This window comes from Pseudomonas sp. UFMG81 (genome assembly GCF_015354575.1).
Classification (GTDB): Bacteria; Pseudomonadota; Gammaproteobacteria; order Pseudomonadales; family Pseudomonadaceae; genus Aquipseudomonas.
The window spans coordinates 173894-190929 of record NZ_JACAFQ010000015.1 but is presented as its reverse complement, the minus strand read 5'-3'; the positions used below and the strand labels follow the sequence as shown (position 1 = coordinate 190929).

At 64.5% G+C, this 17036-nt stretch carries 17 protein-coding genes and 1 pseudogene; 8 read left to right on the top strand and 10 right to left on the bottom strand.

What is annotated here, in order from left to right:
* Nucleotides 1–292: 292 nt before the first annotated feature.
* Nucleotides 293–763 (bottom strand): annotated as a pseudogene (locus IX761_RS14260) (GntR family transcriptional regulator); the annotation flags it as partial.
* A gap of 476 nt (nt 764–1239) precedes the next feature.
* Here IX761_RS14260 and IX761_RS14255 point away from each other — a divergent pair.
* The 5 genes from IX761_RS14255 to IX761_RS14235 all read left to right on the top strand — a co-directional run bounded on the left by IX761_RS14255 (nt 1240) and on the right by IX761_RS14235 (nt 6047).
* A complete protein-coding gene (locus IX761_RS14255) occupies nt 1240–2091 on the top strand; it encodes a glycine betaine ABC transporter substrate-binding protein (RefSeq protein ID WP_194790209.1) in 852 nt (283 codons plus the stop codon).
* Nucleotides 2092–2167: 76 nt separating this feature from the next.
* Complete coding sequence (locus IX761_RS14250) at nt 2168–3262, top strand: quaternary amine ABC transporter ATP-binding protein (RefSeq protein ID WP_194790208.1); 1095 nt, start codon at nt 2168–2170, stop codon at nt 3260–3262.
* Nucleotides 3259–4110: an ABC transporter permease gene (locus tag IX761_RS14245; RefSeq protein WP_194790207.1), complete on the top strand. Its 852-nt coding sequence runs from the start codon at nt 3259–3261 to the stop codon at nt 4108–4110. Before IX761_RS14250 ends, IX761_RS14245 begins: the two co-directional genes overlap by 4 nt.
* A complete protein-coding gene (locus IX761_RS14240; RefSeq protein WP_194790206.1) occupies nt 4097–4951 on the top strand; it encodes an ABC transporter permease in 855 nt (284 codons plus the stop codon). Before IX761_RS14245 ends, IX761_RS14240 begins: the two co-directional genes overlap by 14 nt.
* Before the next feature lie 64 nt (nt 4952–5015).
* Nucleotides 5016–6047: a GlxA family transcriptional regulator gene (locus IX761_RS14235; protein WP_194790205.1), complete on the top strand. Its 1032-nt coding sequence runs from the start codon at nt 5016–5018 to the stop codon at nt 6045–6047.
* A gap of 133 nt (nt 6048–6180) precedes the next feature.
* On the opposite strand, the gene gabP is transcribed toward IX761_RS14235, so the two are convergent.
* On the bottom strand, nt 6181–7578 hold the full coding sequence (gene gabP, locus IX761_RS14230; protein WP_194790204.1) for a GABA permease: 1398 nt from the start codon (nt 7576–7578) through the stop codon (nt 6181–6183).
* Between the two features lie 205 nt (nt 7579–7783).
* Here gabP and IX761_RS14225 point away from each other — a divergent pair, with 205 nt between their 5' ends.
* Nucleotides 7784–8125, top strand: a complete 342-nt coding sequence (locus IX761_RS14225) for a YgaP-like transmembrane domain (RefSeq protein WP_194790203.1) — start codon at nt 7784–7786, stop codon at nt 8123–8125.
* 75 nt (nt 8126–8200) lie between these two features.
* On the opposite strand, the gene IX761_RS14220 is transcribed toward IX761_RS14225, so the two are convergent.
* The gene (locus IX761_RS14220) at nt 8201–9406 is read right to left on the bottom strand and encodes a hypothetical protein (protein WP_194790202.1); all 1206 of its coding nucleotides are present in this window, start codon (nt 9404–9406) and stop codon (nt 8201–8203) included.
* 35 nt (nt 9407–9441) lie between these two features.
* Nucleotides 9442–9891 (bottom strand): YcgN family cysteine cluster protein, encoded by a 450-nt coding sequence (locus IX761_RS14215; protein ID WP_194790201.1) that lies wholly within the window; start codon nt 9889–9891, stop codon nt 9442–9444.
* Nucleotides 9892–10034: 143 nt separating this feature from the next.
* On the opposite strand from IX761_RS14215, the gene IX761_RS14210 reads away from it, so the two are divergent.
* On the top strand, nt 10035–10628 hold the full coding sequence (locus IX761_RS14210) for a nitroreductase family protein (RefSeq protein WP_194790200.1): 594 nt from the start codon (nt 10035–10037) through the stop codon (nt 10626–10628).
* 80 nt (nt 10629–10708) lie between these two features.
* Here IX761_RS14210 and IX761_RS14205 read toward each other — a convergent pair whose 3' ends face one another.
* The 5 genes from IX761_RS14205 to IX761_RS14185 all read right to left on the bottom strand — a co-directional run bounded on the left by IX761_RS14205 (nt 10709) and on the right by IX761_RS14185 (nt 15400).
* Nucleotides 10709–11641 (bottom strand): D-2-hydroxyacid dehydrogenase, encoded by a 933-nt coding sequence (locus IX761_RS14205; protein ID WP_194790199.1) that lies wholly within the window; start codon nt 11639–11641, stop codon nt 10709–10711.
* A 74-nt stretch (nt 11642–11715) separates the two neighbouring features.
* The gene (locus IX761_RS14200; protein ID WP_194790198.1) at nt 11716–12009 is read right to left on the bottom strand and encodes a YcgL domain-containing protein; all 294 of its coding nucleotides are present in this window, start codon (nt 12007–12009) and stop codon (nt 11716–11718) included.
* Entirely contained in the window at nt 12006–13139 is a 1134-nt protein-coding gene (gene rnd, locus IX761_RS14195) for a ribonuclease D (protein WP_194790197.1), read from the bottom strand. Before rnd ends, IX761_RS14200 begins: the two co-directional genes overlap by 4 nt.
* A gap of 93 nt (nt 13140–13232) precedes the next feature.
* Entirely contained in the window at nt 13233–14870 is a 1638-nt protein-coding gene (locus IX761_RS14190) for a phosphoethanolamine transferase (protein WP_194790196.1), read from the bottom strand.
* A gap of 164 nt (nt 14871–15034) precedes the next feature.
* Nucleotides 15035–15400, bottom strand: a complete 366-nt coding sequence (locus IX761_RS14185; RefSeq protein ID WP_194790195.1) for a 5-carboxymethyl-2-hydroxymuconate Delta-isomerase — start codon at nt 15398–15400, stop codon at nt 15035–15037.
* A gap of 118 nt (nt 15401–15518) precedes the next feature.
* Between IX761_RS14185 and IX761_RS14180 the strand changes: the two genes are divergently transcribed.
* Nucleotides 15519–15755, top strand: a complete 237-nt coding sequence (locus IX761_RS14180; RefSeq protein ID WP_194790194.1) for a YdcH family protein — start codon at nt 15519–15521, stop codon at nt 15753–15755.
* Nucleotides 15756–15806: 51 nt separating this feature from the next.
* Here the strand turns inward: IX761_RS14180 and IX761_RS14175 are convergent, their stop codons facing one another.
* On the bottom strand, nt 15807–16988 hold the full coding sequence (locus IX761_RS14175; protein WP_194790193.1) for a trans-sulfuration enzyme family protein: 1182 nt from the start codon (nt 16986–16988) through the stop codon (nt 15807–15809).
* Between the last annotated feature and the right edge of the window lie 48 nt (nt 16989–17036).

Genomic DNA, 17036 nt, shown 5'->3' with positions numbered 1-17036 from the left:
GACTCAAACAGGTCGCCTGGCTACCGACGAGATAAGACTGGGGGAAGAATCAGCGCAATACATCACCTGCAAATGCGCTTGGATCTCGCGCATACCTTGACAAGAAGCGGTCACAGCCACACTTAGAAAAGTTAAGTTTTGGAGCCTAAACTTGGCTCAAAATCAGCAAAAGCTAACTAAAAGCTTTGCGCTGACACAGGATTGAGAAAAAGAAGATGCTGGGCAGGCTGGAAAACTAGTGGCCATGAGGGCTCGGCTGCAGATCGTAAAACGTGACTAAAATTTAATAGGACAGATAGACGTTGTGCGCCATCTTGCCGATTTCCAGGTGGAAGGCATCGTTGTAGAGCACGCGGTTTTCCACGTCCTGGGTCTCGATGGCCTGGCGGAACTGTGCCTGGATGGCCTTGAGCCCCTCTATTTCCTGCGCCGTGGCGTGGGTCGCCGCCAGCTGCGTGGTGGCGATGTAGATCAGCGGCGCAGCCAGGAAGAAGCTGTGCAATGAGTCGTGGTTCATCGCCGCCACCCGGGGCGCGCGATTGGCTTCCAGCTCGATGTAGCCCTCGGCCGCGATCTGGCGCAGCAGCTCGCGCACCGGGGGCCGCGACAGGCCGAACTCTTCGCACATCGCCAGTTCGTCGACCACCGCGCCAGGCGCCAGCTCCATGCTGAGGATGCGTCGGCGCAGGGCGTCGGCGAGGACGCCCTTGCGGTCGAGGGGCACATCGCCAGTGGTTGAGTGGACATCAGCGTTGGCTTTCATGGAGGCCTTTTTGGTTGTCATAGGTCTGTGTCTACAATTTGTATAATGACTATAGGTTAGCGCTAGACAATGTGTCTACAGCTTTTTCGATGAGCGGTTACAGGGCCAGCAAGCCCTTCGTCACGCCCTGGGTATTTGAGCACATCGCCAAATGCGGCGCGCCCCGAGCACGTGAACGATCAATTGCCGCACACGCTTATCCATTAGCGACGAAATCATGCCCGGCAGCGACGAATTCCGCTCGCCTGCGCCCAGGCCAAGCTTCGCTCAAACCCGTGAACGTGCGGGGACGGCGAGTATTCTGACTGAATTTTTTAGGTATACACAAAGAATACAATTCGATTGACCGACTTTCGATCCCGTGCCAATTTCGTAGCACAGCCCTGCGGCGGCCTCGGCCCGGCCCCGGTTCTGCGCAGGTGAATTTCAACAACAAAGGGCGCCAACGCCCAATCGCCACCACGAAGGAGCAGCACATGAATCGCATCCGCAAGGCGCTGTGCGCGCTGGCCATGGTCGGGCTTGGCCTGTGCCAGGCCCAGGCCGAAGAAAAGGTCATCAACATGGGCACCCTGTCGTGGGAAGACCTCACGCCCATCACCGGCATCACCAAGAAGGCCCTGGAAGACGCCGGCTACACGGTCAAGGTGACCTCCTTCTCCGAATGGGGCATCGCCTACGCCGCACTGACCAAGGGTGACGTGCAGCTCCTCGCCTCGCAGATCGACTACGTGGCCCAGGACTTCTGGAACAAGAACAAGAACCGCCTGGAAAAGCTCTCGCCGGTCTCCCACGGCCTGTACCAGGCCATTGCCGTGCCCAAGTACGTGCCCATCGACTCCATCGAACAGCTCAACGAAAACGCCGACAAGTTCGGCAACAAGATCATCGGCATCGAGCCAGGTTCCGGCCTGATGAACGAAGCCGCCAATGCCGTGAAACAGTACGACCTCAAGCTCAACCTGCTCGAAGGCAGCACCGCGGCGATGACCGCTGCGCTCAAGTCGGCAGTCGACCGCAAGGAATGGGTGGCCGTGACCCTGTGGGAGCCCACCTGGATGGCACTCAAGTACGACACCAAGTTCCTCAAGGACCCCAAGGGTGTGTTCGCCCCACCGCAGGGCTACTACTGGATCGGCCAGAAGGGCTTCGCCGCCGCCAACCCCCAGGCCCGCGAGGTGATCGCCAGCGTCTACGTGCCGCTGGCCGACATCGCCGCGATCAACGCCGCCGTCAACGATGGCAAGAGCATGGACCAGGCCATCAAGGACTGGACCGACAGCCACGCCGACCTGCTCAAGCGCTGGGAAAACATAAAAAAGTACTGATTGCGGCGTAACCGCCTTTGCCACTGCCGAACTTGAACACAAGAACACACCAGAAAACTCTGGTTCGGGTGCACCTATGAATACCGATAATGCTGTTGAAACCCTGGTCGATTGCCGCGGCGTCTGGAAGATCTTCGGCGACCGCGCGCCGGCCGCCCTGCAAGCCTACCGCGAGCGCGGCCTGAGCAAGACCCAGATCCTCCAGGAATACGGCTGCGTGGTGGGCGTCTCGGACGTCAGCCTGCAGGTCCGCCGCGGCGAGATCTTCTGCATCATGGGCCTGTCGGGGAGCGGCAAGTCCACGCTGATCCGCCTGCTCAACCGGCTCATCACCCCCACCAGCGGCGAAGTGCTGGTCAAGGGCCGCGACATCGCCAAGCTCGATGCCGCCACCCTGCGCGACGTACGCGCCAAGCACATTGGCATGGTGTTCCAGAGCGTCGCCCTGCTGCCCCACCGCACGGTGCTGGAGAACGCCGCCTTCGGCCTTGAAGTGCAGGGTGTGAACAAGGCCGAGCGCCATGCAGTGGCCGGGCGCGCCCTGGCCAAGGTGGGCCTGAGCGACTGGGCCAACCGCTACCCGTCCGAGTTGTCCGGCGGCATGCAGCAACGCGTGGGCCTGGCCCGGGCGATTGCCTCCGACCCGGAAGTGATCCTCATGGACGAGCCGTTCAGCGCCCTCGACCCGCTGATTCGCCGCCAACTGCAGGAAGAGTTCCGTCAGCTGACCAAATCGCTGGGCAAGTCGGCGGTGTTCATCACCCACGACCTGGAAGAAGCCATCCGCATCGGCGACCGCATCGCCATCATGAAAGACGGGGTGATCATCCAGGAAGGCACCGCCGAGGACATCGTGCTCAGCCCCGCCGACGACTACGTGGCCGAGTTCGTCGCCGGTATCTCGCGCCTGCACCTGGTCAAGGCCCACTCGATCATGCAGCCACCCGCCAGGGGCGAGAACCTCGAACACCTTGAATGCGCCAGCCCCGACAGCGACCTCGATACCCTGATCAACCTGCTGATCCGCTCCGGGCAGGATGCCGTGGGCATCCGCGACAACGGCGTGCTGGTTGGGGTAATCAGCCAGCGCGCCCTGCTGCGCGCGGTGCAGGGCGTACCACCGGAAACCCCGCTGCACGCGGTGCCCACCTCGCGGGAGGGCTCGGCATGAACCCCGCCGACTTTGCCGCTGCCTTCGACGAAACCGTCGACAACGGCCTGATGTGGCTATCGGATAACGCCTCGCAGCTGTTCGACGCGATCAACGACGTGCTCAAGGCGCTGTACGAGGCAGTGCTGGCCGTCACCACCCTGGCGCCCTTCTATGTGGTCGCCGTGCTGTTCGCCCTGCTGGCCTGGCGCCTGGCCGGGCGGCGCTTCGCCCTCGGCACCTTGGCCGCGCTGCTTTTGTGTGCAGTGATGGGGCTGTGGCCACAGACCATGAGCACCCTGGCCCTGGTGTTGACCGCCACCAGCCTGGCACTGCTGGTGGGCATCCCCTGCGGGGTGGCCGCTGGCCTGTCACCCACCCTGTACCGCATCAGCGAACCGGTGATGGACCTGATCCAGACCCTGCCACCGTACATCTACCTGCTGCCGGCCATCGCCCTGCTCGGCTACGGCGCGGGCACCGCGCTGGTGGCCACCTTCATCGTCGCCGTGCCGCCGGTGGTGCGCCTGACCGCGCTGGGCATCCGCATGACCCCCAAGGTGTTCATCGAGCTGGGCCACGCCAGCGGCACCACCGCTTGGCAGCAGTTCGTCAAGATCCGCCTGCCGTTCGCCCTGCCGAGCATCATGACCGGCATCAACCAGAGCCTGATGATGGCCTTCGGCATGGTGGTGATCGCCGGTATCGTCGGCTCCGGCGGGCTGGGCGAGGTGATCTACAGCGCCATCCGCACGTTGGACATCGCCCGTTCGATCAATGCCGCCATCGCCATCGTGGTGCTGACCCTGATCCTCGACCGCCTCGCCCAGAGCGGCACTCGCCAGGAGCCCGGCCATGACCCTCACTGAGCTGAACGTTTCCCCCGGCGCCTACCTGGCCCCGCTGTTCGACTGGCTCAACGCCAACCTGCACGGCCTGTTCGTCGCCATCAGCCACTTCGTCGAGGCGGTGCTCGGCGCCATCGAAGCCGCCCTGCTGCTGCCACCGGCCTGGGCGTTGATCGCCGTGGTGTGCGGGCTGACCGCAGTGTTCATCAACCTGCGCAGCGCGCTGCTGGCCGGAGTGCTGCTCGGCTTCTGCTGGCTAAGCGGTTTCTGGACCGCGTCGATGCAGACCATCGCGCTGGTTTCGGTGGCGGTGCTGATCGCCGTGGCCGTGGCCTTTCCGCTGGGCATCCTGGCGGCGCGGGTGAAGCGCTTCGACGAGGCGATCGGGCCGCTGCTCAACATCATGCAGACCGTGCCGCCTTGGGTGTACCTGATCCCGGCCGTGATCATCTTCAGCCTGGGCAAGGTGCCGGCGATCATCGCCACCATCATCTACGGCATCCCGCCGATGCTGCGCCTGACCAGCCTGGGCTTTCGCCAGGTACCCAAGGACCTGCTGGAGCTCGGCCAGGCCACCGGCGCCACGCCGCGCACCATCCTGCTCAAGATCGAACTGCCCAGTGCCCTGCCCACCCTGCTGGTGGGCCTGAACCAGTGCATCTTGCTGTCGCTGGCCATGGTGGTGCTGGCCGGGCTGGTCGGTGCCGGTGGCCTGGGTGCGGAAGTGACCCGTGGCCTGACCCGCATGGAGATGGGCCTGGGCCTGCGCGCAGGGCTGGCGATCGTCGCCGTGGCGCTGTTGCTCGACCGCCTCTCCCGTGGCCTGCTCGAACGACGCAAGGGGGCGCTGCCCAGCCACTGACTCAATGGCGGCGGGCCCCAGCGCCCGCCGTTTTCCCACGTGCCTGCAAGAAGAGAAACACCCGTTGCTCCCGACACGACATTTCAGCAACGCCCTGCAAGGGCACAACTCACGCTTCACCAGCAACGCAGCACCGCCCACCGGCCAACAGGCCCGCGTGGGCTTTCTGCTGCTGGAGCACTTTTCCTTGCCGGCCTTCACCCAAGCCCTGGACACGCTGGTGACCGCCAACCTGATCCAACCCGACGCCTGCGTCAGCACCACCTTCAGCCTCGACGGCAGCTCGGTGACCAGCGACCTGGGGATCGTCATCTGCCCCGCCGGGGCCATGGCCCACAGCCTCGAGCAACCGCTGGACCTGTTCGTGGTGTGCGGCGGGCTGCGCACCGCGCTGTCGGCATCAGCGGAGCTGGCCGGCCTGTTACAGGCCCTGGCGCGCAAAGGCGTGGCCCTGGCCGGGTTGTGGAACGGCGCCTGGTTCCTCGGCCAGGCCGGGCTGCTGGACGGCCATCGCTGCGCCGTGCACCCGGAGCACCGCGGCGCGGTGGCCGAGATCGCCCGGCACAGCCAGGTCTCGAGCGACAGTTTCGTGGTCGACCGCGACCGCCTCAGCGCCGCCAGCCCCAGCGGCGCGTTCGGTATGGTGCAGGAATGGCTCGGCCGCCTGCGCGGCAGCGAGCTGGCCGAGGGCATCGGCGCGATCCTGGCGTTCGAGGCGTCACGCTACAAGCGCGCCACGCCAGCGCCGCAGACCAACATCAGCGAGCCCCTGCGCGAGGCGATCAACCTGATGAGCGCGAACCTCGAAGAGCCGCTGAGCCAAGACCAGCTGGCCGACTATGTGGGCCGCTCCAAGCGCCAGATCGGGCGGTTGTTCCAGCACCAGCTGGGCACCACGCCGGTGCGCTACTACCTGGAGCTGAGGATTACCGAAAGCCGGCGGCTGCTGCAGTATTGCGACCTGCCGATCCTGGACGTGGCGGTGGCCTGCGGCTTTGTTTCGGCGAGCCACTTCAGCAAGTGCTATGCATCGTTCTTTGGCTACAGCCCGTCGCGGGAGAAGCGGTTTGGCTGTGTGAAAGCGCCGTCCAGGTAGTGGATACACAGACTGTAGGAGCGGCCTTGTGTCGCTAAAGGGCTGCGCAGCAGCCCCAACAATCCATGCAGCGACACTGAGATCCTGGGGCCGCTTTGCGGCCCTTTCGCGACACAAGGCCGCTCCTACAAAATCAGGCTTGCACCAGCATTTGCGTCTGCTTGTGCCGCCGCTGATTGACCACCCCGACCAACAGAATCACCACCGCCAACCCAAGGGTCAACGACACCTCCAACCGATGCTGCGGCATCACGAACATCACCCCCAACGCAAACACGATGAAGCCGATCACCGCCCAGGTCAGCCAGGGGTACAGCCACATCTTGAAGGCGACCTGCTGGTTCTGCTGCTCCAGCAACGCCCGCATGCGCAGCTGCGAGCAGGCGATCGCCAGGTACACCAGCAAGGCGATCGAACCCGAGCTGGCCAGCAGGAAGCCAAACACCTCGGCCGGCGCAAAGTAGTTGACCACGGTGGTGAGCATGCCGATCAGCGTGCTGCCGATCACCGCCGCCCGCGGCACCCCGACCTTGGACGTACGCCCGATGGCCGCCGGGGCGTCACCGCGCTTGGCCAGCGAGAACAGCATGCGCGAGGAAATGTAGATCGACGAGTTCAGGCAACTGGCCACCGCCACCAGCACCACCATGTCCACCAGCAGCTTGGCGTAGGGGATCTGCATGATCTCCAGCGCCCGCTGGTAAGAACCCTGCACCGGCAGCAGCGGGTCGTTCCACGGCACCACCGAGATGATCACGAAGATCGACAGCAGGTAGAACACGCTGATGCGCCAGATCACCGAACGGGTGGCCTTGGCGATATTGCGCGCCGGGTCCGAGGACTCGGAGGCAGCGATGGTCACAGCTTCGGTGCCCAGGTAACTGAACATGGTGGTCAGCAGGGCACCGATAATCGCCGTCCAACCATTGGGCATGAAGCCGCCGTGTGCGTTCATCAACTGCGCCAGGCCACTGACCTCGCGCGCCGGCAAGGCACCCGCCAGGGCAAACGCACCCAAGGCGATGAAGGCGACGATGGCGATAACCTTGAGCATGGCGAACCAGAATTCGAACTCGCCGTACTTGGCCACGCTGAACAGGTTGGTGGCGGTCAGCAGCACGGTCATTGCCAAGGCGAAACACCAGGGCTCGATGTGCGGCAACCAGTTGTTCAGCACCACCCCGGCGGCGATGGCCTCGATGGGGATCACCAGCACCCAGAACCACCAATACAACCAGCCGATGGTGAACCCGGCCCAGCGCCCGATGGCGCGGTCGGCGTAGGTAGAGAACGAGCCGGTGTCGGGGCTGGCCACGGCCATCTCGCCGAGCATGCGCATCACCAGCACCACCAGGGTGCCGGCCAGTGCGTAGGCGACGATGGCCGCGGGGCCCGCGGCGGCGATGGCATGGCCGGAGCCGACGAACAGCCCGGCCCCGATCACCCCGGCGATCGACAGCATGGTCACGTGCCGGGGTTTGAAACCTTGCGCCAGCTGGCCGCTGGCGCTTCCCGCGCTTGGATTGGTCATCCTGGTCCCTTCTTGGTGTTGTTATGGGAAAGGGCGAAGCCTGGCAGGCCAAGGCCCCGCTGCGAATCAAGCTATGCCAGCGCGCCCGCCACCAGTTGCCCAAGGCGGTCGCGCAGTTGGCCAGGAAGGTCGGCGGGCGATTGCACTGAACGGCCTCGGCCCGGCCACGGTCTGCTGGATATCACTGACCAGAGGAGACCGTGCAATGCTCGATATCCATTCATCCCCGGCCGTGCCGGAACACAATGTCCAAGGCCTGGAGCGCATCAGTTCGCTGGCCGGTGGCGTGCTGATGATCAGCAAGGGCCTGCGCCATGGCGGGCTGCTGGGGATGCTGCAGGTGGCCGTGGGTGGCCTGGCCCTGGCACGGGGTGTCAGCGGGCATTGTTCGACCAAGGCGTGGTGGCGGCGCCATCGAGCGGAGTATCACCGCCTACAGCGCGACATCGAGCGCGGGGCGGCGCAGTTGCAGGCGCTCAAGGCCAGTGCCGATGCGGCGACCCGCGGGGTGACGGTGACGGGCAAGGATCCGTTGGCCGGCAGTTGAGAATGCAATCGCGGGGCAAGCCCGCTCCCACGCGATAGAACGTGGGAGCGGGCTTGCCCCGCGATAGGTTTCAGATCAGCGCAACAGCTTGCTCTGCAACACCTCGGACTGGCGCCCGAGCACGTTCTCGCTGATCTGCACGAACTCTTCGGTGCTGACGCTGGACAGGCGCATCAGCGCCCGGGCGACGTCATCCAGCGAGCGCTTGTCGTGGTTGTGCAGGCGGATCTCCTTGTCCAGTGCCTGCAACAGCAACACGCCACGGGCAACCTGCGCGGCCCCGGCCTGCTCGCCCTTGAGCTGCGTGACCTTGTCGCCGAGGCTGTGCAGGCGTGCCTGCAACACGGCGTAGCGATCGTCGCTCATGCCCCCGGCGCGACGCAGCAGTTCCGTGGCGTAGTAGTCGGCGAAGCTCTCGCCGAGCCAGTCGCTGGCGTCGCGATCATTGATCTGGGCGAACAGCTGCACGATTTCGCGCAGCAGCGGGCTGTTGCCGTTGTCGTTGATCAGCGGGCTGGCGCTGTGCAGGTACACCGAGTTGCTGCCGGCCAAGGCGCCGCGCCACATGCCGTCGCGGGCACCAACCAGCAGCAGCTTGGAGGGGTTGCGTGGGTACACAGCCTGCAACTGCGGCCAGACGAACGTCAGCAGGGTGAGCGTGTCCATGCGCCGCATGCCCTGCCCTTGTGGCGCGGCCACGGTGACTTCGGTCTCGCCCAGGCGCGCGCGGCGGCTGCCGAGGTTGCCGGCAAGCATCCAGCCGGTGGGGCGGTCGAACAGCCGCGACACATCATCGATACGGAATTTCTGCCGGCCGATGCGTGGCCAGGCGGTTTCCACGCTTTTCCAGCCGGCCGGCAACTCGACGCTCAGGCGCGCTACCAGCTCGGTGCCATCTTGCTGATCGAGGCGTGCCGGCGGCACCAGTTGATCGCCCCGCAACAGCGCCCAGTGCGAAGTAATGCGTGCCTCATGACTGGCGCCATGCAACTGGTCCAGAAGCACCCGGTAACTCAGGCTGGTCTTGCCCGGCGCCGGGTGCCAGACCCCACGCCCGTCTTGTGCCTGCCACTGGCCATCGGCTGCAAAGTCGCTGTAGGCCCCGGCCTTGCCCAGGTCGAAATCCAGGCTGCGCACCACGCTGCCGTCGGCCAGGGTCAGGCGTACCTCGGCCTGGCCGCTCTGCGGCAGCAGGCGCACCTGGTAATCGAGGTCGACTTTCTTGGCCAGGACCTGCGAGCTGGCCAGCAGGCCAAGCAGCAACAACAGCGGGCGACGCATACAGAAACTCCTTGTTCCCCAGAGGCGAGAGCGCTTCAACCAGCGCGAAAAATCAGGTGGTCTTCCCAGTCGTCTTCATCCACGTCGTTCTCGCTGAGCATGCGCCCGGACCGGGAGATACGCTGCTCGTGGACCTGCTCGCGATCACCGCACACCAGGTGGTGCCAGGCCGGCAGATCCTTGCCTTCGCTGACCAGGCGATAGCCGCAGGTGGGCGGCAGCCACTTGAACTGGTCGGCCTTGCCGGGCGTCAGTTGAATGCAGTCAGGCACCTGGGCGAAGCGATTGGGGTAGTCGCTGCACTGGCAGGTGGTGAGGTCGAGCAGCTTGCAGGCGATGCTGGTGTAGTAGACGCTGTTGTCCTCTTCGTCCTCGAGCTTCTGCAGGCAGCACAGCCCGCAGCCGTCGCACAGCGACTCCCACTCCTGCGGGTCGAGTTCATCGAGGGTCTTGCGCCGCCAGAAGGGCGCGGTATCGGCGATCATCACACGTGTTCCTGCAATCCACTTGAATCCGCGGCGCGCGGCGGCGCCAGTCTAGAGGCTGTCTGGTGGCAAAGCCAGACCGCTTGTCAGTGCTCGTCGGAGGCAGTAGCGTGCGCTTTTCGCCCATTCACGCAGGAGCATCCATGAGCGCCACCCCTCGCATCGCCGACTACGCCATCAACGAGCAGTTCATCAACCGCTGGTCGCCACGGGCGTTCACCGCCGAGCCGATCAGCCAGGAAACCCTGCTGAGCTTCCTCGAAGCCGCGCGCTGGGCCCCCTCGGCCTACAACTCGCAACCCTGGCGCTTCCTTTATGCGCGCCGCGACACGCCAAGCTGGGAGCGCTACCTGGGCATCCTCAACGAGTTCAACCGCAGCTGGGCGCAGCACGCATCGGCCCTGGTGCTGGTGATCTCCAAGACCACCTTCGCCGCGCCTGGCTCGGACGAAGAAAAGCCGGCCCTGTGGCACACCTTCGACACCGGCTCCGCCTGGGGCCACCTGGCGCTGCAAGCCAGCATCAGCGGCTGGCACACCCACGGCATGGCCGGTTTCGACCAGGACCTGGCCCGCAGCGAGCTGAAGATCCCCGAGGGCTACGTGCTGCACGCCATGGTGGCGATCGGCAAGCTGGGCGACAAGGCGACCCTGGCCGAGGCCCTGCAAGCCCGTGAAGTGCCAAGCCCGCGTCGGCCGCTGAGCGAGCTGGCGGCTGAGGGTGAGTTCAGCCTCTGATCAGCTGCAAGCTCAAAGCTAGAAGCTGCAAGAAGAAGCGCGAACACACTTTCTTGCAGCTTGAAGCTTGAATCTTGTCACTAGTAACCCCGGGCGAAGTCCACCTCGCCACGCAACCCCTGCCCCGCTGCATACGCCCGCGCATTCTCGACGAACAGCCGCACCATCGCCGAAGGCGAAGTCGGTGCCGAGCTGTGCCCGGTCAGCAGCAAGCCCCAGGCGGTCCAGAACGGATGGCGCTGGGGCAGTGGCTCCTGGCGGCACACATCGATTACCGCGCCGGCCAGATGGCCCTGTTTCAATGCTTCGACCAGGTCCGCATCGACCACCGCCGCGCCACGCCCGGCATTGATGAACAGCGCGCTGGGCAGGAAGCGCTTGAACAGCGCCGCGTTGTAGAGGTCGTGGGTGGCGGGGGTGTCGGGCAGCAGGTTGAGCACGTAGTCGACCTGTTCGACCATCCGCGGCAGCTGGTCGAGCCCGGCCACTTCGACAAAGGGCGCCTGCTCACGCGCGCTGCTGGCCACCCCGTACAGGGTGACACCGAACGGCACGAGGAACTCGGCGACCCGCTGGCCGATATCGCCGGTGCCGACGATCAGTACCCGACGCCCCTCCAGCGTGCGCCCGGGGCGGTCGTCCCAGCGCCGTTCCACCTGGCTGACCAACCGCGACAGCACCTCACGCTCGTGCGCCAGCATATAGGTGAGCATGTACTCGGCCATCACCTGGCCGAAGATACCCACCGCGCGGGTCAGCCGGTAGTCGCGGGGCAGGCCCTCGGCCAGCAGTGGGGTGATGCCGGCCCAGGTCGACTGCATCCACTGGGGTTTGTGGCCCTGGCGCAGCAGGCTGGCCAGCAGATCCGGCTGGCCCAGCCAGACCCGGCAGTCGGGGGCGTAGCGGGACAGCTCGGCGGAATCACCGCTGGTCAGGACCTCCAAGTCCGGTGCCGCCTCGCCCAGCAGGCGAGCGTAGTGGGCATGATCCTGTTCGGCGATCAGAACGCGCATGTGCAACACAACCTTGGCAAACAACGAAAGCGGCCCGCCAGGCGGGCCACGGGGAGAGAACGAACGCGGCCGGATCAGGCCGGGTCGTTGCGGCGCAGCAGCTCTTCGGGCAGGTGTTCGATGTAGTCATCGTCCGGCGGCGGCATCTGCAGGTGATAACCCTGGTTGTCGAGGTTCTCCAACACTTTTGCGATGTCTTCGCGGGCCAGCTTGCGCTCAGGGGTGAGCACCAGGTCGAAGGCGTGCTTGGGGGTGCCAAAGAACGGCAACAGGCCTTCCGGTACGCGTTCCAGGCCATCGGCCTTGAGCACGTAGAGGTACATTTCGTTCTTGCGTGGGCTCTTGTAGATCGAGCAGATACGTTTCATTGCTTGTCTCCGGCGCCTGCCAGGTCGTCCAGCAGGGCCTGGCCCATGCGCTCACGGCGCCAGCCGCGCAGCGAATCGGGCAGTTGATAGGGGCCGTTGGGGTAGCCGCTCTTGAGCAGGGCTTCGAGGGCCTTCTTGCGCAGCATCAGCTCCGGGGCGATCTGCAAGCGCTCGCCTTCGGCCTGGCCGATGGCGCGCAGGCGCTTGAGGATGCCGGCGGCTTCGATCGGCAGCGGCTCGGGCAGGCGCTGCGGCCACTGCTCGGCGGGTTGCGAGGCGGCGCGCTTGATCAGCTGGAGGAGGGCCTCCCCATCCTGACGGATGGTGCGCGGGTGCATCTCCTCGATTTTCGCCAGGGCCGACAGGCTGTCGGGTTGGCCCTTGGCCATGGGCCACAGCGAGTGTTCCTTGAGAATACGGTTGCGCGGCACATCGCGGCTGCGGGCTTCGCGCTCGCGCCAGGCGCACAGCTCGCGCAACACCGCCAACTGTTGCGGGCCCAGTTTCCAGGCCAGCTTGACATCGCGGTACAGGGTTTCGGGCTCGACTTCGCGGCGCATCGCCGCCACCAGTTCGGCGCCATCGTCGAGCACCCAGGCATATTTGTCGTCGGACAATTTCGGGCGCAGGGCGCTGAACAGCTCGGCCAGGTGCACGGCGTCCTCGGCGGCGTAGCTCACCTGGGTGTCGGACAACGGGCGTTGCAGCCAGTCGGAGCGGGTCTCGCCTTTGGGTAGCTCCAGCCCCAGCACCTCTTGCACCAGGCGCGAGTAGCCCATGGAGAAGCCGATGTTGAGGTAGCCGGCGGCCAGCTGGGTGTCGAACAGCGGTTGCGGCAGCTTGCCGGTCAGGCGCAGCAACACTTCGAGGTCTTCGCTGCAGGCATGCAGCACCTTGACCACGCTGCTGTCATCGAGCAGTTCGCCCAGCGGCTGCCAGTCACGAATCAGCAGCGGGTCGATCAGGAAAGCGTGCTTGCCATCACCGACCTGGACCAAGCCGGCCTTCGGGTAGAAGGTGTCGACCCGCATGAATTCGGTATCGACCGCCACGAAGGGCAGTTCGCGCCACGTTCGGCAGTGTTCGGCCAGGGTCTGGTCGTCACGGATCCAGTGTATTTCAATGGCCACGAGGCTCTCCCACTAACATTGGCGCGCAGTATATACGGCGCGGCCCCTGGGGGTGAAACCTCGCGCCTTCCATGGTGCCGGGCGGTCGTGCGCTCAGCGTCCCGCCGCCAGCCACGGCCGGCAGCTGGCGAACATGTCCAGCGATGGTTTGTAGACCTCGGTGTGCACCTGCAACAGGCCGAGCATCGAATGGAACAGGTTGTCCTGGGACAGCGGCGCATCGCGCAGTTTGGCCATGCAGTCGGTGTCCAGGCCAAAGTCCTGGCGGTAGCTGTCGGAGAACCAGGCCAGCAGCGGCACGTGTTTCTGCTGGTCCGGCGCCATCATATACGGCGTGCCGTGCAGGTACAGGTTGTATTCGCCCAGCGACTCGCCATGGTCGGACAGGTAGAGCATCGCGGTGTCGACCTTGTCCTGCTTGCTGCGCAGGGTGTCGATCAGTGCCGACAGCACCTTGTCGGTATAGGCCAGGGTGTTGTCGTAGCCGTTGATGATTTCCTGCTGGCTGCACTGGTTCAGCGCGTTGCTGTGGCATACCGGGGTGAACGGCTCGGTGCCCGGCGGGTAGCGCTTGAAGTACTCGGGGCCGTGGCTGCCCATCTGGTGCAGCACCAGCACGGTGTCCTGGTCGAGGTTGTCGATCAACTCGCCCAGGCCCTGCAAAAGGATTTCGTCGTGGCACTCGCCCGTGGCGCACAGGGCGGGGTCCTTGAGATTGCTCACGTCGACGAACTGCACGCGATCGCAGGTGCCCTTGCAGCCGGACTGGTTGTCGCGCCACTGCACGGCGAGCCCCGCGCGCTGGAGGATGTCGAGCAGGCCTTCACGGTTCTTGGCAACCCGCGCGTCATAGTCCTTGCGGCCCATGCCGGAGAACATGCACGGCACCGACACGGCGGTCTCGGTGCCGCAGGAGTGAACGTCGGTGAAACTCAGCAAACCGTCCTGCTTGGCCAGATGCGGTGTGGTGTCGCGGGCATAGCCGAGCAGGCCGAAGTTATCCGCCCGGGCACTTTCCCCGACCACCAGTACGGTGAGTGACTTGCGCGCATGGTGCTGCCAGGCGGCATCGCGACGGGCATCTTCGCCGTATTGCTGGAAGGGCCGCGCGGCAGTACCGACCTTTTCACTGACATAGCCGATGGAGGCGCCGACGATATTGCTCGGGGTGAGCATCAGACGCAGTTCATGGTGGTTGCGAAACAGTGATGACAGCCCTTGGTAATTGACCAGCGCCACCGACCCCAGGGCCGCCACGCAGGCGCCGCTGACCACCAGCTTACCCAGCAGCTCACGGTGCCAGGGACGGTAGGCGATGTTCGCCTTCCACACCAACAACGAAGGCAGTACGCCCAACAGCAGTATATAGAGGGCAAACTTCAGGGAGAGCAGGTCGCAAACTTCCGCGACATTGGTTTCCGCGATATTGCGGAACATGCCGACATCAATAAGTACGCCATATTGATTCATGAAGTAAGCAACCCCAGCGCCACTCATGAACAACAGGATCAATACCGGTTTCAATACATAACGAAACGCCAACAGTGTCAGGATCAGATTGAACGCGAACAGCATCAGTACGGCAAACGCCAGGCCCAGCCACAAGCCCACCATGCCGGGCGGCACGATGGCTTCGAGGTGTTGCCAGAGAAACGCGTTCAGGCCGATCAACAGGTAAAGGCTGGCCAGCAGCGTGACCCATTCGGTCCGCAGGGATTTGACGTTGAGCATGGCGTTCGCAAGTAGAGTTCATGAGTGGCCAGGGTGCCCGGGCGGGCACCTTGGGAAGTTGGCCGAACTCTAGAAAGCCTAGCATCAATTTTTTGTGAAAAACTTGGTAACAATTGGTGGGGCAGCGTGTTTCATCAATTAAACAAGTTTCATTCAGCGAATGTTCAGCCGGGCAACCGCAGCTTGGCGTACGGCGCACGGTCGATGTCCAGCACCTCGACGCACAGCTGGATATCCAGCCCGGCCTTGGCCGGAATTGCCTCGTGCAGGACATCGAGCAGGCTGCTGGACAGTTGCTGCTTCACCTGTTCCGAACGCCCGCTGAGAATCGCCAGGCGCACATGGGCGAAGGCGCGCTCGCCCGGTGCGGTGCCCACGCGGTATTGGCCGAAGGCCTGGGCGCGGCTTTTGATGTCCAGTTCCTCGGCGAACTGGCCACTGCCGACCAGGGCGTGGTTCAGGCGCAGCAGCAGCACATCGACGTTGAGTTCGTGCAGGTTGTCGCTGTATTCCAGGTTCAGGTGAGGCATGGCACAGGTTCCAGTCACGGGAAGATGGGCGACAGCCTACCCCAGTCCCGCAATGTGGCAAAGGCGACTATCCTCATGGTTCAGGCTCGTTCGACAACCCCTCCAGAGAGGTGAAGAAATGCCAGTTCCGCATGATTTGCTCGCCGACCTGCACGTGACCGCCGACCAGTTCCAGGCACTGATAGACAAGGACCACGACCTGCACAAGCTGCACAAGGAATACAACGCCAAGGACAAGGAGGTGGTGGCCGCCGAAGGCAATGGCACCAACGATGAGGCGGTCAACCGCCTGCGCAAGGAGCGACTGCTGCTCAAGGACAAGATCGAACGGATCGTCCACCCGCCCAAGTCATGATGAGAATTCACTGACCCTATCGCCGGCAAGCCGGCGATAGGGCATCCATCTTCACACGGCAGCCGATGCCTTCAACGCCGTATCCAGGTCCTCGATCAAGTCGCGGTAATCCTCGATCCCCATCGACAACCGCACCAGGTTCTCGCTGATCCCCATCACCCCTTTCTGCTCCGGGCTGAGCGAGTTGTGCGACATGCTCCAGGAGTGGTTGATCATGCTCTCCACCCCACCCAGCGAGTCGGCCAAGACGAAGATCTGCAAGGCCTCGACCAGCCGGTTGACCGCCGCCCGGTCACCCTTGATGCGCATGGCCACCACCGCCCCGCCGGTACGCATCTGGCGCTTGCACAGAGCATGCTGCGGGTGGCTCTCCAGCCCTGGGTAGTACACCTGCTCGACCTGCGGATGGCCTTCGAGGTACTGCGCCACGCGCAGGGCGTTGGCGCTCTGGCGCTCCATGCGCACGTCGAGGGTCTTGAGCCCGCGCAGGGCCAGGTAGCAGTCGAACGGCCCCTGGATCGCGCCCACCGCCATGCTGATCTTGCGCAGGCGCCCCAGCAGTTCCTGGTTGGCCGCCACCACCACGCCGCCGGTAAGGTCGGAGTGGCCACCGATGTACTTGCTCGCTGAATGCATCACCAGGTCCACACCCAGGGTGATCGGCTGCTGGTTCCAAGGCGAGCAGAAGGTGTTGTCGATGCAGGTCATCACGCCACGGGAGCGGGCCAGGTCGCACACGGCCTTGATATCCACCAGGTGCAGCAGCGGGTTGGTCGGCGACTCGATCCAGATCAGTTGCGTCTCGGGACGGATCGCCGCGGCCACGGCGTCGATGTCGTTGAGGTCGACGTAGGTGGTGGTCAGGCCCGAGGTGCGCCCACGGTAGTCTTCCAGCAGACGGAAGGTACCGCCGTAGACACCGTTCATCACCACCACGTGGGCGTCCTTGGACAGCAGTTCGAGCACCGTGGCCGTGGCGCTGACGCCCGAGGCGCAGGCGACCGCGCCGACGCCCTCCTCCAGCGCGGCAACGCAGGTCTCGTAGGCATGCCGGGTGGGGTTGCTGACGCGGCTGTAGGCGTATTCAGGGTGGTCATCCAGGCCGCGCTTGATGAACGAGCTGGAGGTGACGATGGCCGGGAAGATGGCGTTGTCGGCGACGCTGGACTGCTCGCCGGCGTGGATGGTGCGGGTGGCAAAATTGCGCGGCTTTTCGGACATGGTCGGGTCCATTGACTGAAGGTGGAAAAGCGCAACTATCTCATATCCTTCAGCTGCCGG

What these genes read in the sequence shown, in the direction of transcription:
- IX761_RS14255 (WP_194790209.1), top strand. Translation starts at nt 1,240, where the DNA reads ATGAATCGCATCCGCAAGGCGCTGTGCGCGCTGGCCATGGTCGGGCTT.
- IX761_RS14250 (WP_194790208.1), top strand. Translation starts at nt 2,168, where the DNA reads ATGAATACCGATAATGCTGTTGAAACCCTGGTCGATTGCCGCGGCGTC.
- IX761_RS14245 (WP_194790207.1), top strand. Translation starts at nt 3,259, where the DNA reads ATGAACCCCGCCGACTTTGCCGCTGCCTTCGACGAAACCGTCGACAAC.
- IX761_RS14240 (WP_194790206.1), top strand. Translation starts at nt 4,097, where the DNA reads ATGACCCTCACTGAGCTGAACGTTTCCCCCGGCGCCTACCTGGCCCCG.
- gabP (WP_194790204.1), bottom strand. Translation starts at nt 7,578, where the DNA reads ATGACCAATCCAAGCGCGGGAAGCGCCAGCGGCCAGCTGGCGCAAGGT.
- IX761_RS14225 (WP_194790203.1), top strand. Translation starts at nt 7,784, where the DNA reads ATGCTCGATATCCATTCATCCCCGGCCGTGCCGGAACACAATGTCCAA.
- IX761_RS14220 (WP_194790202.1), bottom strand. Translation starts at nt 9,406, where the DNA reads ATGCGTCGCCCGCTGTTGTTGCTGCTTGGCCTGCTGGCCAGCTCGCAG.
- IX761_RS14215 (WP_194790201.1), bottom strand. Translation starts at nt 9,891, where the DNA reads ATGATCGCCGATACCGCGCCCTTCTGGCGGCGCAAGACCCTCGATGAA.
- IX761_RS14210 (WP_194790200.1), top strand. Translation starts at nt 10,035, where the DNA reads ATGAGCGCCACCCCTCGCATCGCCGACTACGCCATCAACGAGCAGTTC.
- IX761_RS14205 (WP_194790199.1), bottom strand. Translation starts at nt 11,641, where the DNA reads ATGCGCGTTCTGATCGCCGAACAGGATCATGCCCACTACGCTCGCCTG.
- IX761_RS14200 (WP_194790198.1), bottom strand. Translation starts at nt 12,009, where the DNA reads ATGAAACGTATCTGCTCGATCTACAAGAGCCCACGCAAGAACGAAATG.
- IX761_RS14190 (WP_194790196.1), bottom strand. Translation starts at nt 14,870, where the DNA reads ATGCTCAACGTCAAATCCCTGCGGACCGAATGGGTCACGCTGCTGGCC.
- IX761_RS14185 (WP_194790195.1), bottom strand. Translation starts at nt 15,400, where the DNA reads ATGCCTCACCTGAACCTGGAATACAGCGACAACCTGCACGAACTCAAC.
- IX761_RS14180 (WP_194790194.1), top strand. Translation starts at nt 15,519, where the DNA reads ATGCCAGTTCCGCATGATTTGCTCGCCGACCTGCACGTGACCGCCGAC.
- IX761_RS14175 (WP_194790193.1), bottom strand. Translation starts at nt 16,988, where the DNA reads ATGGACCCGACCATGTCCGAAAAGCCGCGCAATTTTGCCACCCGCACC.